Annotated in this window: 15 protein-coding genes; 5 read left to right on the top strand and 10 right to left on the bottom strand. The window is 33.7% G+C overall.

Annotation, left to right across the window (positions count from 1 at the left end; translation table 11 throughout):
* Positions 1-335: 335 nt before the first annotated feature.
* The 5 genes from A9G12_RS01745 (at position 336) to A9G12_RS01725 (ending at position 4,604) form a co-directional block, all read left to right on the top strand.
* Positions 336-1,127 (top strand): DeoR/GlpR family DNA-binding transcription regulator, encoded by a 792-nt coding sequence (locus tag A9G12_RS01745; protein WP_065564167.1) that lies wholly within the window; start codon positions 336-338, stop codon positions 1,125-1,127.
* An 83-nt stretch (positions 1,128-1,210) separates the two neighbouring features.
* Complete coding sequence (gene alsE / locus A9G12_RS01740; protein WP_065564166.1) at positions 1,211-1,897, top strand: D-allulose 6-phosphate 3-epimerase; 687 nt, start codon at positions 1,211-1,213, stop codon at positions 1,895-1,897.
* Between the two features lie 12 nt (positions 1,898-1,909).
* Positions 1,910-2,842, top strand: coding sequence for a ribokinase (locus tag A9G12_RS01735; RefSeq protein WP_065564165.1), 933 nt, complete (start codon positions 1,910-1,912; stop codon positions 2,840-2,842).
* Between the two features lie 39 nt (positions 2,843-2,881).
* Positions 2,882-4,198 (top strand): L-fucose:H+ symporter permease, encoded by a 1,317-nt coding sequence (fucP, locus tag A9G12_RS01730; RefSeq protein WP_065564164.1) that lies wholly within the window; start codon positions 2,882-2,884, stop codon positions 4,196-4,198.
* A 1-nt stretch (position 4,199) separates the two neighbouring features.
* Entirely contained in the window at positions 4,200-4,604 is a 405-nt protein-coding gene (locus tag A9G12_RS01725; protein ID WP_065564163.1) for a VOC family protein, read from the top strand.
* A gap of 90 nt (positions 4,605-4,694) precedes the next feature.
* Here the strand turns inward: A9G12_RS01725 and gltP are convergent, their stop codons facing one another.
* The 10 genes from gltP to rppH all read right to left on the bottom strand — a co-directional run bounded on the left by gltP (position 4,695) and on the right by rppH (position 16,248).
* Positions 4,695-6,005 (bottom strand): glutamate/aspartate:proton symporter GltP, encoded by a 1,311-nt coding sequence (gene gltP / locus A9G12_RS01720; protein ID WP_065564270.1) that lies wholly within the window; start codon positions 6,003-6,005, stop codon positions 4,695-4,697.
* Between the two features lie 90 nt (positions 6,006-6,095).
* Positions 6,096-8,786: a DNA topoisomerase (ATP-hydrolyzing) subunit A gene (gene gyrA, locus A9G12_RS01715; RefSeq protein ID WP_065564162.1), complete on the bottom strand. Its 2,691-nt coding sequence runs from the start codon at positions 8,784-8,786 to the stop codon at positions 6,096-6,098.
* Positions 8,787-8,886: 100 nt separating this feature from the next.
* Entirely contained in the window at positions 8,887-9,465 is a 579-nt protein-coding gene (locus tag A9G12_RS01710; RefSeq protein WP_065564161.1) for an SIS domain-containing protein, read from the bottom strand.
* Positions 9,466-9,482: 17 nt separating this feature from the next.
* Entirely contained in the window at positions 9,483-9,827 is a 345-nt protein-coding gene (locus A9G12_RS01705; protein ID WP_218056551.1) for a YraN family protein, read from the bottom strand.
* The gene (locus tag A9G12_RS12310; RefSeq protein WP_176701736.1) at positions 9,820-11,604 is read right to left on the bottom strand and encodes a penicillin-binding protein activator; all 1,785 of its coding nucleotides are present in this window, start codon (positions 11,602-11,604) and stop codon (positions 9,820-9,822) included. Before A9G12_RS12310 ends, A9G12_RS01705 begins: the two co-directional genes overlap by 8 nt.
* A 95-nt stretch (positions 11,605-11,699) precedes the next feature.
* Entirely contained in the window at positions 11,700-12,782 is a 1,083-nt protein-coding gene (gene rlmM, locus A9G12_RS01695; protein WP_065564158.1) for a 23S rRNA (cytidine(2498)-2'-O)-methyltransferase RlmM, read from the bottom strand.
* A gap of 47 nt (positions 12,783-12,829) precedes the next feature.
* A complete protein-coding gene (lpxL, locus tag A9G12_RS01690) occupies positions 12,830-13,780 on the bottom strand; it encodes an LpxL/LpxP family Kdo(2)-lipid IV(A) lauroyl/palmitoleoyl acyltransferase (protein ID WP_065564157.1) in 951 nt (316 codons plus the stop codon).
* 238 nt (positions 13,781-14,018) lie between these two features.
* The gene (gene thyA, locus A9G12_RS01685; RefSeq protein ID WP_065564156.1) at positions 14,019-14,813 is read right to left on the bottom strand and encodes a thymidylate synthase; all 795 of its coding nucleotides are present in this window, start codon (positions 14,811-14,813) and stop codon (positions 14,019-14,021) included.
* The gene (gene lgt / locus A9G12_RS01680; protein ID WP_065564155.1) at positions 14,810-15,679 is read right to left on the bottom strand and encodes a prolipoprotein diacylglyceryl transferase; all 870 of its coding nucleotides are present in this window, start codon (positions 15,677-15,679) and stop codon (positions 14,810-14,812) included. Before lgt ends, thyA begins: the two co-directional genes overlap by 4 nt.
* Entirely contained in the window at positions 15,676-16,248 is a 573-nt protein-coding gene (gene rppH / locus A9G12_RS01675) for an RNA pyrophosphohydrolase (RefSeq protein WP_065564154.1), read from the bottom strand. The genes lgt and rppH overlap by 4 nt, the downstream gene beginning before the upstream one ends.
* Positions 16,249-16,639: the final 391 nt, after the last annotated feature.

Below are 16,639 nucleotides of genomic sequence, written 5' to 3'. Positions count from 1 at the left end.
TTTATCAATTCCATTTTCATAATTTATTTATGAAAACACATTAACATCACAATGATTTTACGATTAATAAGAAAATCCAGATTGGATCATTCGGGTCAAATCGGTCATATTAAGTAATAATCAAAAATAATTTTGCATACCGTTCATGACCGAATTCTTGTGTTTTACTTTAATATAACCAGAAATATCGCCATATTAGGGTGATAAAATATAGATAATTGTGACTATTGTCACACTTTATTATCTAAAGATGATAATAAAACACAAAACAGATTGAGTACACAAAAAGATAAATTGCTGATGGTTAGAATTGTAAAGCAGTTAAGGAGATATTAATGTTAATGCTAGAACGACAACAGATGATTGTGCAACTACTAAGTCAACAAAATAGCCTAACCGTAAATGATATGGCAAAGTTATGTTCTGTTTCCAAAGAAACGCTTAGAAGAGATCTGAAAGTGCTAGAAAAGAAAGGCTTGATTTGTCGTAGTCATGGCGGAGCAATGCTTGCCACATCAGTCTCGCATGAACCAGTTGTAACCCCAATATTGAATGACCGAAGTAATTCATTTCGACAACGAATTTTAGTTAATGCTGAAATTAAAACACGGATTGCTCGTAAAGCACTACAATTTGTTAATACTGCAGATCGTATTGCTTTAGATAGTAGTTCTTCATGTTGGTTTTTGGCTCGACAACTTCCAAACGTTGATATGACAGTCATTACGCATTCAATTAATGTAGTTCAAACATTAGCGGCAAAAAGTCAAATTCAAATTTTTGTATTGGGTGGTGCTTATTTTGCAAAGAATGAGGATATGGTTGGGACATTAACAGAAAAAATGTTAACTGATTTCACCATAGATACCTTATTTATATCTTGCGATGGATTAGATTTTGATAATGGCTTAAGTGATAATAATGAATACCATGCACGTTTGAAAAAACAAATGATACTTGCAGCGAGGAAAATCATTGTATTAGCCGACGGCTCAAAATTCAATCATAATGCTTTTGCAAAAATATGTAATTTAGGTGATATCGATGTACTTATTACAGATAAAAAAATCGATAAACTACTGCAAAAAGAAATGGATTGGCACAGCGTAAATGTAGTTATAGCTTAATTCATCAATATCTCCTCTTAACTAGATAAATAACTTATTTGACTTTAAGTCATAACAATATCTGGTAATAAGGAGAAAAATCAATGCAATGCAAAATATCACCATCACTAATGTGTATGGATCTAATAAATATAAAGGAACAACTAACATTTTTTAACCAACATGCTGATTTCTTGCATGTTGATATAATGGATGGACATTATGTAAAAAATATTACATTGTCCGCTTTCTTCATCGAACAAATTAAACCGCATACATCAATACCCATAGATGTTCATTTAATGGTTGAACATCCAACTGATTTTATTGATCAAATGGCCAATGCAGGTGCTGATTATATCTGCCCGCATGCAGAAACAATCAATTCTCATGCTTTTAGAACTATCAAACATATTCACCAATTAAATAAAAAAGTAGGTGTCGTCATAAATCCAGCTACTCCAGTGGAATATATCTCTCAATATATCCATCTTCTCGACAAAATAACTGTTATGACAGTCGATCCAGGTTATGCAGGACAACCGTTCATCCCAGAAATGTTAGATAAAATAAAAACATTATCTGAATTAAAACAAGAAAATAACTTTAAATTTCTTATAGAAGTTGATGGTTCTTGCAATATAAATACTTATGAAAAATTACTTTCTTCTGGTGCTGAGGTTTTAATTATGGGCAGCTCAGGTCTATTTAAGAAAAATTTATCATTAGAAAATGCCTGGCAAAAAATGACTGCTGATATAAATCATGCCATTCAAAATATTAAACAATAAAAGGGCTTTATAATGAAAGGGAAAGTTTGTGTTTTTGGTTCTTTTAATCTTGATATCACTGCAATATTGGAACGCTTTCCGATGCCAGGTGAATCACTTGTTGCTAAATCAAGCAAAATTTCAGCTGGCGGGAAAGGTGCGAATCAAGCAACGGCAGCATTAAAAGCGGGAGCTAACGTCCATTATATTGGCAAGATAGGTGAAGATGACTTTGGTTATTTTGCCCGCCGCCATTTAAAAGAAGTAGGATTCAATGCTGTCACTATTCTCAGCTCTCCTGAAAGAGCTACGGGAAATGCTTTAATTTATGTTGCCGGAGATAATGCCGAAAATATGATTTCTGTTGATCCTGGTACTAATATGATTGTAACAGAAGAAGAAATTAAAAAATGTGAACCAGCTATAAAATGTGCGGATGTAGTGTTAGTTCAACTTGAGAACAATCTCTCTGCAATTAACCAAGTAATTGATATAGCAAGAAAAAACAAAGCATTTACCATTTTAAATCCTGCTCCATTTCAAGCGATCGATGATGAATTATTAACAAAGGTTGATTTATTAACACCCAACGAAACTGAAACCTATTTACTTACAGGTCAAAAAATTACCGATAAAGCAAGTGTTGAACGTGCAGCTGATAGCTTGCATCAAAAAGGCGCCAAACAAATCATTATTACGCTTGGAGCTCAAGGTTCATTACTTTCTGATTCATTATCAAAAACATGGATTCCTTGTTTTCCTGCTAATCCCATTGACACAACTGGCGCTGGAGATGCATTTAATGGTGCTTTAGCTGCTCAAATAGCCAACGGGAAAAATATTAAACAAGCAGCATTATTTGGATCAGCGTTTGCAGCTGTTAGTGTTGAGTATATTGGTGCAGCGTGCATGACAACATATGAACAAGCGGTTGAACGAATGAATATGCTTAATGATATTCAATAAATTAGCAACAACTATTAGATAGAATAATAAGGTTTTATTATGAATACAAATACAAAAGATATGATAAAAGAATCAACTACTTTAGATAGTAGCACTTATTTATCAAAAACACCGTGGGTCAAATTTATTTTAGTTTGCTGTTTATTCGCACTTTGGGGAATGGCTGTTAATTTAAATGATATTTTAATTGCTCAATTCAAAAAAGGATTTGATCTAAGTGATACACAAACGGCCTTAGTTCAATCCGTATTTTTTCTAGGTTATTTTTTTATCGCATTACCAGCTGCCGCGATTATTAAACGGTTTTCTTATAAAATCGCTATTGTCATAGGTTTAGCATTGTATGCTACAGGATGTTTTTTATTTATCCCAGCAGCATCTGCAATGACATATGGTGCATTTCTTGGTTGCTTAGGTATTATCGCTTGTGGTTTATCGTTTCTTGAATCTTCTTGTAATACTTACTCAAGTTTATTAGGTCCAATAGAAACTTCAACACAGCGAATTAATTTCTCACAAATATTTAATTCTGTTGGTGTGATATTAGGTGTGTTAGTAGGACAAACATTAGTTTTTGGGAAAAATGACCCTAGCCATGATGAATTGCTACAAATGGCACCTGAAGCAGCAAATGCAGCCCGACATCAAATGGTAGGACAAGTTGTTACTCCTTATCTTATTATTGGCACTATATTAGTTTTAATTGCATTAATATTTATTTTTGTCAAATTTCCGGCATGTAAACCACAATCTTTCGAACACAAAAATAATGAAAATATATTTCATTCACTAAAACGTCTTTTTTCAATTCCTCGCTTTACTTTAGGTATTATTTCTCAATTCTTATACGTTGGTGCTCAAGTTGGTGTTTGGAGTTTTACTATTCGTTTTGTTCAACTTGTAGATAAAGGAACGTCTGAACATAGTGCAACATATTGGTTACTTATATCATTACTTTTCTATGCTTCAGGAAAAGTTGTTTCTACTTACTTAATGAAACGAATAGCTCCAGCAAAACTCTTAAGTATTTTTGCAATACTAGCTGTATTTTTACTTGGTATTTCAATAATGAGCTCGGGTTTATTTGCTATTGTAACTTTAACAACTATTAGTTTTTGTATGGCTCCCGGATGGCCAACCAACTTTGGGCTTGCAATTAAAGGTATGGGAAAAGATACACAAACAGCTGGTTCTATTGTTGTTATGTCTATCATTGGTGGTGCAGTTATTCCTCTCATTATGGGAATTATTTCAGATATGAATCATGGAAATATGCAAATAGCATTCATTGCTCCATTATGTTGCTTTATTTACGTTGCTTTTTATGGTTATTATTGTTCTCGCAAAGGTATTTAATATGAATAATTTAATTAAAGGTATTGCCCATCTTGGGTTGCAAGTTAGTGACATTAATAAATCTTCATCCTTCTACCAAACATTAGGATTTTCACTAACTGAAAAGTTTTCAAAAAACACTAATAACGGTGAAGTAAAAGTCGAATTTTTAACATCACCTGCACTTACATTAGAACTATATCAATTACCAAATACCATTCGTTCTGAATTAATTTACAGTGGTATTGAACATTTCGCTTTAGAAGTAAGTGATATAGATAAAATGATGCAAAAGATTAGCAAATTAGGCTATGCAATCAATGAAGGTCCTATTTATGAAAGAAGAGAACATTGTGAAGTACATTTTTTTCTAATTAGTGGGCCAGATGGAGAAAGAATTGAATTTGATATGACTAAATATTTTTAATATCAATGACGGCCAAATTAAACATATTAAGCAAAAACTACCTGATAAACAGGTAGTTTTTAGAAAATAATACCTTTTTAAAGGTATTTTCTATTTTAGATATTGTTGTTCATAAGCTCTGGCTTTTTTATCGTCGAATAAATGTTCCCAACGAGCGATTACAATAGCTGCTAAGGCATTACCAATAACATTAACCACCGTTCTACCCATATCCAAAATACGTTCAACACCCATGATATAACCTATCCCCTCAAGAGGAATGCCCACACTACCAAGTGTTGCTGATAAAACCAAAATGGAAGCACCTGGTACTCCAGCTATTCCTTTAGAAGCAATCATCAAGGTAATAACGATAATAACCTGTTTGGTAATAGTTAAATCCATATGGAAAAGTTGTGCTAAAAATATAACCGTAATACTTTGATAGAGTGTAGAACCATCAAGATTAAATGAATAACCTGTTGGAATAACAAAACTAGTTATAGCTTTAGGTGCCCCATAGGCTTCCATTTTTTCAATAATTTTAGGTAATGCTGTTTCTGAACTTGCTGTTGAAAATGCAATAATGAGTTCTTCTTTTAAAATTCGTAATAAAGTGAAAATATTAAATTTACACATTTTACAAACTATTCCAAATACCAATATAGTAAAAACAATCATTGCTGAATAAACAGTCAAAATTAATTTAAATAGTGGTATTAAAGATTCAAATCCATATTTAGCAACGGTAACAGTAATCAGCGCAAAAACACCTATTGGTGCATAACGCATAATCATGTTAGTTACTTTAAACATTGTGTCAGAAACAACTTTCAAGAAAAATACAAATGGTTCACGTTGTTTAGTTGGCAAAGACATTAAACCTAAACCAAAAAACACACAGAAGAAGATCACTGGTAAAACCGCACCATCCGTCATTGCTTTAAAAATATTGGCGGGGATCATATCTAAAATCATCACGATCAAACCATGTGGTTTACCACTTAGTTCTTCAGTAGCCTTGGTGTACTTACTAATATCTGCAGTTGCAAGAGTTGAAGAATCAATACCAGCTCCGGGTGCAAAAACATTCCCCCAAAAAAGACCTAATAAAATAGCAATAGTAGTGATAATTTCAAAATAAAGAATTGTTTTAAAACCTAACGTTCCTAGCCGTTTAGAACCACCAATACCAGCAATACCTAAGGTCAATGTACTCAGAATAATAGGCAACACAATCATTTTTATTAAACGAATAAAAATATCGCCCGCTGGTTGAAATATGTTTACAATTGAAAATTGATAATATGCATGTAAAGGGTGATTTGGATCGGATAATTGATAAAAATAAGATCCGACAATAACACCTAGAATTAAAGCAATCAAAATTTGCCATGCTAAGTTGGTTAAGATTTTTTTCAGTGAAAATGACATTTAATACTATTCCTTATCAAGGTTTTTATAATAAAAAAGGATTAGCCATATTTGCTAATCCTTTTAGATAATTAAAAACTATTGTTCCAACTCTGGAGTTGAATCATTCGGTTCATCACTCTGTGGTAATTCTGTATCTTCATCTTCTTCAGTTTCAGCAATTCGCTGTAATCCAACAACTTTTTCATTTTCTGCTGTGCGAATAAGCATAACCCCTTGAGTATTACGACCTACTATACTGACTTCAGATACTCGAGTACGAACTAATGTACCAGCATCAGTAATGAGCATAATTTGATCGGTTTCATCTACTTGAACCGCACCAACTACTGTACCATTTCTCTCACTTACTTTAATTGAAATGACACCTTTAGTTGCACGTGATTTAGTCGGATATAATTCTTGTTCGGTACGTTTACCAAAACCATTTTGAGTCGCCGTTAGAATTGCACCATTACCTCGAGGGACAATAAGAGAAACAACTTTATCATCGCTATCAAGTTTAATACCTCGGACACCAGCTGCGGTTCTTCCCATGCAACGTACTTTATTGGCCGGGAAACGTACAACTTTACCATTTGCAGAAAATAGCATGATGTCTTCTGTATTGGAGATTTCAGCCAACTCTTCTTCAGTTTCAGTTTCTTCAACAATGACATCATCGTTAAGATCTTCATCATCTATCATTAATGATGTTTCGTTATTAGTTAAGTCAACGCCAATTAATTCGTCATCATCGCGTAGATTAATGGCAATAATACCACCACTTCGAGGCCGACTAAATTCGATTAACGAAGTCTTTTTAACTGTACCTTGTGCAGTAGCCATGAATACACAATGGTCATCATCAAATTCTTTAACCGGCAAAATCGCTGTTATACGTTCATCAGTCTCTAACGGTAATAGATTAATGATTGGGCGACCACGGGAGCCACGGCTGGCTTCTGGTAATTGATAGACTTTCATCCAATATAGGCGCCCACGACTAGAAAAACAAAGAATGGTATCGTGCGTATTAGCTATAAGTAACTTCTCAACAAAATCTTCTTCTTTAATTTTAGTTGCCGATTTACCTTTACCACCTCGACGTTGTGCTTCGTAGTCTGATAATGGTTGATATTTTACATAACCTTGATGAGAAAGAGTAACCACCACATCTTCTTGCGCAATCAGATCTTCAATATTAATATCGGCACTACTAGCGGTTATTTCTGTTCTTCTTGCATCTTGAAATTGATCGCGAACAGCCTCAAGCTCTTCACGAATCACTGCCATTAGTTTTTCTGGATTTGCTAAAATGCGTAATAACTCACCAATTTGCACTAATAATTCTTTATATTCATCAAGAATTTTTTCGTGCTCAAGACCAGTTAACCGATGTAAGCGAAGTTCTAAAATAGCTTGAGCTTGAGCATCAGATAGATAGTAATGCCCATCACGAATACCAAATTCTGGTGCTAAATCTTCAGGGCGAGCCGCATCATTTCCAGCTTTTTCAAGCATAGCTGCAACATTACCCAGTTGCCATGCTTGAGCAAGTAATTTACTTTTTGCTTCTGCAGGCGTTGCCGCAGCACGAATTAATTCAATAATTGGATCTATATTAGCTAGAGCAATAGCTAGCCCTTCTAATACATGGGCTCGTTCACGCGCTTTTCGTAATTCATAAATAGTTCTACGAGTAACCACTTCCCGTCGATGAAGCACAAAAGCTTCAATCATGTCACGAAGATTTAACAGTTTAGGTTGGCCTTGGTGCAAAGCCACCATATTTATACCGAAAGAAACTTGTAATTGCGTGAGTGAGAAAAGATTATTTAATACTACTTCACCAACAGCATCTCGTTTGATTTCAATAACAATCCGCATGCCATCTTTGTCAGACTCATCACGCAAAGCCGAAATACCTTCAACTTTTTTATCTTTAACTAATTCAGCAATTTTTTCGATTAGTTTTTTCTTATTAACCTGATATGGGATCTCATTAACAATAATAGTTTCGCGCCCGCTATGATCGTCTACCTCGATCGTCGCTTTAGAACGAATATAAATGATGCCACGTCCGGTACGATAAGCATTTTCTATCCCTTTACGACCATTTATTAGTGCAGCAGTTGGGAAATCAGGACCATGGATGTGCTCCATCAAACCATCGACAGAAATATTTTCATCTTCAATAAAAGCCAAACAACCATTAATTACTTCAGATAAGTTGTGAGGTGGAATATTGGTTGCCATGCCAACAGCAATACCAGAAGAACCATTGATTAACAAATTAGGAATCCGTGTTGGTAACACATCAGGAATCATTTCTGATCCGTCATAGTTAGGTGAAAAATCAACGGTTTCTTTATCTAGATCAGTTAACAATGAATCGGCAAATTTCTGCATGCGAATTTCGGTATAACGCATAGCTGCCGCAGAATCACCATCGACAGAACCAAAATTACCTTGACCATCAACTAGCATATAGCGTAATGAAAATGGCTGAGCCATTCGCACAATAGTATCATAAACGGCAGAATCACCATGCGGGTGGTATTTACCTATAACATCCCCTACTACACGGGCTGATTTTCTGTAAGGCTTATTCCAATCATATCCTGCCTCATGCATAGCAAATAAAACTCGCCGGTGAACAGGTTTTAAACCATCGCGCACATCGGGTAAAGCTCGGCCTACAATTACAGACATTGCATAATCAAGGTAGGACGATTTTAATTCATCTTCAATATTAACGGGGGTTATTTCTTTGGCTAGTTCGGTCATAACACCAAGATCTCTTATATAAATTTAAGTCATCAAAACAGTGTATAATTATAGCATAAAAATAGTTATTATTGCAGAACTAAACTGTTTTTATTTTAACTTATTCTGCATGAATAAATAATGTATTTTCAATTAATTGGCATAGACAGTTTAAAATCATGGCATGCATTTCGTAAGCCATGACCTTTTTATCAGATGGAACCCTAATTTCTATATCATTTTGCCCTAATAAGCCAATAACTTCTCCACCATCAAAGGCGGTTAATGCCACAATTTTCATATCTTTAATTACAGCTTCTTGAACAGCTCTAATAATCGAACGGCTTTTACCTTGACATGTCGATACAATTAATACATCCCCTTGTTGACCTAATGCTTGGATTTGGCGGGCATAAATTTCTTCATGATTAACAATAGCACTTAATAAAACATTATCAGCAACTAATGCTATTGCTGGTATGCTAGGCCTTTCTATTTCAATACTTGTGATTAATCGGGATGTAAAACTTTGAACATTGGCGGCAGAAGCTCCATTACCACAACTCATAATTTTATTACCACTAAGCAAACCTTCTACAATAATTCTAGCTGCTTTTTCAATCGACCCACCTAACGATTCAGCCATAACAATTTGAGTTTGAATACTTTCTGTAAAATAATTTTTAATTAAATCTTGCACGTTTTTCACCTAATATATTAAAACGCATTAATAATCCATTGTTGTTTTTTACCAGTAATAGCAAAAACATCAAATCTAAACTCAGTTTCTTCAATATTTAAATTTTGCGACAACATCCAAAACTGGGCGGCTTGTTTAATTTTACTTTGTTTGTTTGGTGTAACTGTGATTTCAGCAGGACCAAAATTAGCATTTTTACGGTAACGAACTTCTATAAAAACAATACATTCTTCATCTCGCATAATTAAATCTATTTCGCCTATGCGATAGTGGCTATTATGTGACAATAAGATAAGACCTTGTTTAATTAAAAATTGGCGAGCAATATTTTCATAATGATCACCAATTTTTTTATTATTCACTTTTTGGAGTTGGTTGTTGGCTTGAGTCATTTAGATATTGTTGCCATGATAGTGAACGCGTTAATTTGCACTGTTCAGTAGTTGATAATTTTCCGGTCATTCCATTTAAAAAATCAATTTGTTCTGAATCTAATTGATTAAAACGGTTAGCTAATCGCCATGCATCAATACCCATTGCATATAAACGTAATAATGAATAATCGTTTTCTATATTACTTGGTAAAGTAACGGTGTAACTTGACCGATTGGCGATCATCGGAATATCAGCATATTCGGTATGATTCATATCATAATAAAAATCAGTTGAAGCATGGGCTACATGACTTTTTGAACTTGAATAAATCATGGTTGCTGATAATGAACTGCCGCCAGCTTTACTTGCCCCCATATCAAGCATAGGTTTTATTAACGTAAGCTCATCATATGATGAATAAATATAAATGGCATCAAAACCAATTCCTCCTAATCCAGAATATAAAGTTGGCTCTGAATCTATAAAAATAGGAGCACCAGTGAGACTAATACCTACATTTCGATTCATATTAGCACTTAAAGTTTTAGTATTTCCAAAATATTGTACATAGGCTCTAGAAGTATTGGATGATAGTTTTGACCATTGTTTAGCAAAGCTTTGGGCTACACGCTGTCCTAAATCATTTTGAGGAACTAATAATAAAGGGGACTGTTTATTTTGTGCATAAATATGGTCAGCAGCATCTTTAGCTTCATCTTCTGGTGACAATGCAAAATAACACATCTTATTGGTTGTAGAACTATTATCATCAACTTTATTCAAAGCCAAGACCGGAATAGTTGGCGCTAACTGTTTTATTTTAATTACTTCTTCTTTTAACAAAGGTCCAACAATCAGTTCAACGTTTTGCTCTTGCGCTTGCTGGATAAGGGATTCAAGTGAAGATGTAGTAGTATCAAGCACTAATAAATTCTGTTGTGGTTCTTGTGGGAAAAATTTAATTGCATCACTATATCCTTGTCGAATAGTTTCACCAAATATACGAGAAGAACCATTTAAAGGTAATAATAATGCTACTTTTTTAGCGTTAGCACTATCAATAGAAAGTGTTTGTTCTCCTGTTAATAAAGGAATAATTGCTTTAGCCGGATGATCAGGATGTTGCCTTAACCAATCATTAGCAATTTGTTTCAATGATTCTTTTTGCTTTTTAGTTTTTTCTGCAATGATTTCTGGAGTATCATCTTCTTGTTTAGCTATTGCTTTACTGTTGTTTTGAAATGCATAACTTAAATCAATCCAACCTTGCAATATTGTTTCATTATCATAAACTATAATCGTACTTATTTGACTTGGATTTAATTTACTAAAAAAACTCCAACTAGCATTGATTACTTGTTTTTCTTGATTTCCTGTGGCGTATTTTCCTAGCTCAATATAATCATGAGCTTGATCATTAATTCGTTTATTTTTACCATCTAAACTTAATTTAATCTCATAATAACGATATAATTGTGAATTAGATAAGCTTGGTATTAATATTTCGTTCAGATTAACTGACTTACCTGTTTTTACGGCAATTTCTGCTTGTGATAATAACTTTTCTTGTTGTTGTTCAATACTAAGTCCAGATGGCAAACTTGATAATATGCTATTAGCTTGAGCAAATTTATTTTCTTTAACTAAAGCACGAACTGCCAATAATTGCCAATTTATTTTAGTTTGACCTGAACTTGAATCTACTTGTGTTAGATAATAACTAGCACCTTTAGTATCATCATAATCAAAAACTTTTTTAGACATTTTGGCATTACATCCTACCAAAAATGTAAATAATGCTAATAGCAGCATACTATAAATGGACTGTTTTAGATTCATACCTATTCTCTTGTAAATTGTTAACCCCAAATTCGTTGTACATGAACCGTAATTTCTTCTCGATCATGATAAAGCTGTTTAGCCTGAATTTGTACATTAATTTGTTTATTATTTAGTTCTTTTTTAAGTAATTGTAAATTATTTTTTACTTCTTCATAGCGTTTTTTCATTGGTAACTTAAGATTAAAAATCGTTTCTCGACACCAACCATTAATTAACCATTTAGCGATTAGTTCTGTTACTTTTGCAGGTTTTTCAACCATATCACATACTAACCAATAAATATTATGCTTTTTAGGCGTAAATTTGAAGCCATCTTCTCGATAATGTTTAACCTGTCCTGTTGCCATTAATTTTTCATCCATGGGACCATTATCGATAGCATAAACCATCATACTACGTTTCACCAATTGATAAGTCCAGCCACCTGGACAAGCCCCCAAATCAACAGCATTTAGCCCTCCGTGTAGTCTTTCTTCCCATTCTTCGTAAGGAATAAAAATATGAAAAGCTTCTTCTAATTTTAGTGTGGAACGGCTTGGTGCATCCGATGGAAATCTTAACCTCGGTATTCCCATATAAAAAGGTGAGTTATTTTGACTATAAGAATAACCAGCATAACAACAATTACTACTTATAAAGAAAATATGAATAACAGGACGAGAAGGATTAGTTACTTTCAATAACAAACGTTTATTTCGTAATGCTTGTCTTAGAGGGACAGTAAATTTACGACAAAAACTAGCAAGATCTTTGCCTTCATTTGTATCGGCAACTTCAACTCGTAGATCACCAGCTTTATCAATGCAGCCTGATAAGGTTTCAACAATTGGAGTTATCCTATCATTAGCTGGTAAATTAGATAATAAATCACCAGCAACAAACATTTGGCGAGCAAAAATAAGTGTTCGGAAAGAAAGAGTTTTCACTAATATTTCAGCATTGTTATCTTGATAACATTCAAAAATTACATAACCACTTTTTTCATTAACTTTAGCAAAGCCGTATATCTCTTGTTGTGAAGCTTTATCTGTGATCTCAGCAGCACATTCTTTTTCAAATCCTGAACGGCAGTACAAAATAATTTTATTAAGTTTTTGCATACTTGTATATTTAACTGGTTAAACCAATCCTATAAATAAAATTCATATTAATCTGATTGCACACTATTAGTATACAAAGGTGATTCACCTTTAGGTCGGGTTTTAAAACGCCTATGTAACCACATATATTGTTCAGGTGCTTTTAAAATCTCATTTTCTATTGCTCTGTTCATAAATGTTGCCGCTAGTACATCATCATCCATAGGATAACCTTTTAGTTCGGATGAAACATAAACAGTATAGTGACCATTTTTTTCCCGCTTTGGTGTAAATGGAATAATAGCTGGTTGACCAAGTTTAACCAGTATACGTGTACCGATAGTAGTTGCGGCTTTTTCGACCGCAAAAAGTGGGGCAAATACACTATTCTTAGGTCCATAATCATGATCTGGTGCATACCACAATAATTCACCATTTTTTAATGCCCGAATCATTCCTTTAGTATTATGTCGATCGAGCATATATTTATTTGATTTCAATCTTCCTTTAAGCTGAATATAATCCATAACCGGATTATCATTAGGTCGATAAACACCTACACCGGGATGACTCATCCCTAAAATACGTGCACCTAACTCTAAAGTTAAAAAATGAATACCAATAAGTAATACACCTTTACCAGATTGTTGAATTTGAGTTATGTATGCATCACCAATAATAGAAGAATGTTTAGCTAGTCGTTTATCCGACCAAAACCAAGCAATACCAGTTTCAAAGATGGCTAAACCAGTTGAAATGAAATTATCTCGTAACATTAAATCTCTTTCTTGCTTTGACTTTTCAGGAAAACATAATTGAAGATTTTGAGTTGCTGTTTCTTTGCGTTTACCAATTAACTTCATAGAAAGCAATCCTAAACTCTTTCCTAATTGATAAATAATTGGATAAGGTAATAAAACAATTAGATATAAAATGCCTAGACCTAGCCAAGTTAACCAATAACGTGGATGTAATAAACGCTTAGTGAATACTGGGTATATTTCCTGATTTTGACTCATATTAAAATTAGGTAATTACTTAAACAAAGTTAGTTATTATATACTATATCTTGATTTAATGGGCAAAAATAACCAGCGAGTTAGTCACAATTACATCCGGTGAAACTTCTGCGGTAACAAAATAAAGAATTCATAAACAAAAAAGGTTGGTATAACCAACCTTTTTATAATCTAGAATATAGCCGTATCAGAATTACATACTCAAACGTATAGCAAACCTGAAACATTTTTACAAAGATTAAATTGCTACTGGTGCTTTAATTGCCGGGTAAGGATCGTAATCAACAATTTCAAAATCTTCAAATTCATAGTCAAAAATTGTTGGTGGTTTACGTTTTATTTTAAGTTTTGGCAATGCTTTTGGTTGACGACTTAATTGTAGATGGGTCTGCTCCATATGATTTGAATACAAGTGAGTATCGCCACCAGTCCAAACAAAATCCCCCACAGTCAAATCACATTGTTGAGCTATCATATGAACCAATAAAGAATAACTAGCTATATTAAACGGTAATCCTAAAAATACATCACACGAACGTTGATACAATTGACAGGATAGTTTTCCTTGTGCGACATAAAATTGGAAAAAAGCATGGCACGGTGCTAATGCCATTTGATCAAGTTCACCAACATTCCAAGCAGAGACAATCATTCGCCTTGAATCAGGGTCATTTTTAATTTGCGAAATTACTTGTGAAATTTGATCTATTTGCCGGCCATCTGCAGCGCCCCAAGCTCGCCATTGTTTACCGTAAACCGGACCCAAATCTCCGTTATCATCTGCCCATTCATCCCAAATACTGACTTTATTATCTTGTAAGTACTTTACATTTGTATCACCTTTTAAAAACCAAAGAAGTTCATGAATAATTGAACGTAAATGGCATTTTTTGGTAGTAACTAATGGAAAGCCGTCTTGCAAATTGAATCGCATTTGATGACCAAAAATAGATAGCGTTCCAGTTCCAGTACGATCGGATTTAGGCACTCCTTCATCCAGAATTTTTTGCATCAGCGCTAAATATTGTTTCATAATTGTCTCGTTTTTTGATTAGTTTGATATGCGTATAAAATAATTAAAATACCAAAAATTATCATTGGTAGGCATAAAATCTGCCCCATGCTAATGATATTTAAAAATAATCCTAGCTGTTCATCTGGCTGTCTAAAAAATTCAATAATAAATCTAAATAAACCATAACAAAATAGGAATAGCCCAGAAACGGCACCTGTTGGCCTTGGTTTACGAATAAACAGATTCAGAATAATAAATAAAACAATTCCTTCAAAGACCATTTCATAAATTTGTGATGGATGCCTTGGTAAAATGCCATTAAGTTGTGAATATAGGGTAAACCACTCTGGATGTGTTTGTACAAACATAAAATCTGCATGAGAAGAAGTAGGAAATAACATACCAATTGATGAATGAGTTACTCTTCCCCAAAGTTCGCCATTAATAAAATTACCAAATCGCCCAAACATTAATCCAATAGGGACAAGCGGAGCAACAAAGTCAGCTACTTGCATAAAAGTTTTATGAGTTTTTTTAGCAAATATCGCAATCACACATAATGCTCCTATCAATCCCCCGTGAAAAGACATTCCACCTTCCCAAACTCTAAATAAAATTACAGGATCTTGAATAAAAGCATCAAAATTATAAAATAAAATATAACCTAGGCGACCTCCAATAAAAAGGCCTAAAAATCCCCAAAAAAGTAAGTTTTCAACTTGTAATGCGGTCCACTGACTGTTTGGTTTCTTAGCTCGACGTTTGGCTAAATAGAGGGCTCCTAATACGCCAAATAAATACATTGCCCCATACCAATGCAGAGAAATAGGGCCAATTGAAAAAGCTATAGGATCGAAATTAGGAAATTGTAAATATTGATTCATTTTTTAATACGCTGTTTATTTTTTCGTTTATGAGCAAAGAAATTAAAACGTTTCTTTTTTAGAGAATTTATTGTTGGTTCTTCTATTTCAGACTGTATAGTAAATACTGACGATGAAAATTCTTTCATGGCTTTTCGATAGACATCACGTTTAAAGGCAATCACTTGCCTAATTGGGTACCAATAATTCACCCATTTCCAATCATCAAATTCAGGAGTCGGTGAAACATTTAGATTAATTACCGATGTATTAGAGATTAATTCTAGTAAAAACCATTTTTGCTTTTGACCAATACAAACAGGCTGATTTTCCCAACGAATCATTCTTTTAGGTAATTTATATCGTAACCATCCATTGGTAACCGATAAAATCTTAACATCTTTTGGTAATAATCCTACCTCTTCATTCAATTCACGAAACATTGCTTGCTCAGGAGTTTCGTTCAATTTTATCCCGCCCTGAGGAAATTGCCAAGAATTTTGCCCAAAGCGACGAGCCCAAAGCACTTGACCATACCTGTTACAAATAACTATTCCTACATTTGGACGGTAGCCATCATTATCGATCACTGACTACCTCAAAAAATTAATTCTTATATATCTGAATTGTTTCATACATACAGCAATAAATAAATAGAAAAATGATATTAAACCAGCAAATATATCAATAAATCTACTATATTCTATTTATTTTGAGATAATTCGATGACAGCAATAATATTGGTTATTACAATATGTTACTTTTTTAGCAAAAATCACTAAAGATCTTATCCACAAGCTATAAATAATCTATGAGGTACAAATAAACGAATAGCTTGCTGTAATTATTTAAAAAGCAAAAACAAAAAAGCCCAGCATCACAGCTGGGCTCTCACTTATTTATTAGTCTGGCGGCACCCTACTCTCACATGGGTAATACCCACACTACCATCGGCACTACGGCGTTTCACTTCTGAGTTCG

Source organism: Gilliamella sp. wkB112 (assembly GCF_001690685.1).
In the GTDB taxonomy this organism is placed as follows: Bacteria; Pseudomonadota; Gammaproteobacteria; order Enterobacterales; family Orbaceae; genus Gilliamella; species Gilliamella apicola_J.
The sequence above is the reverse complement of the archived record's forward strand: the minus strand, read 5'-3'. Positions and strand labels throughout refer to the sequence as shown.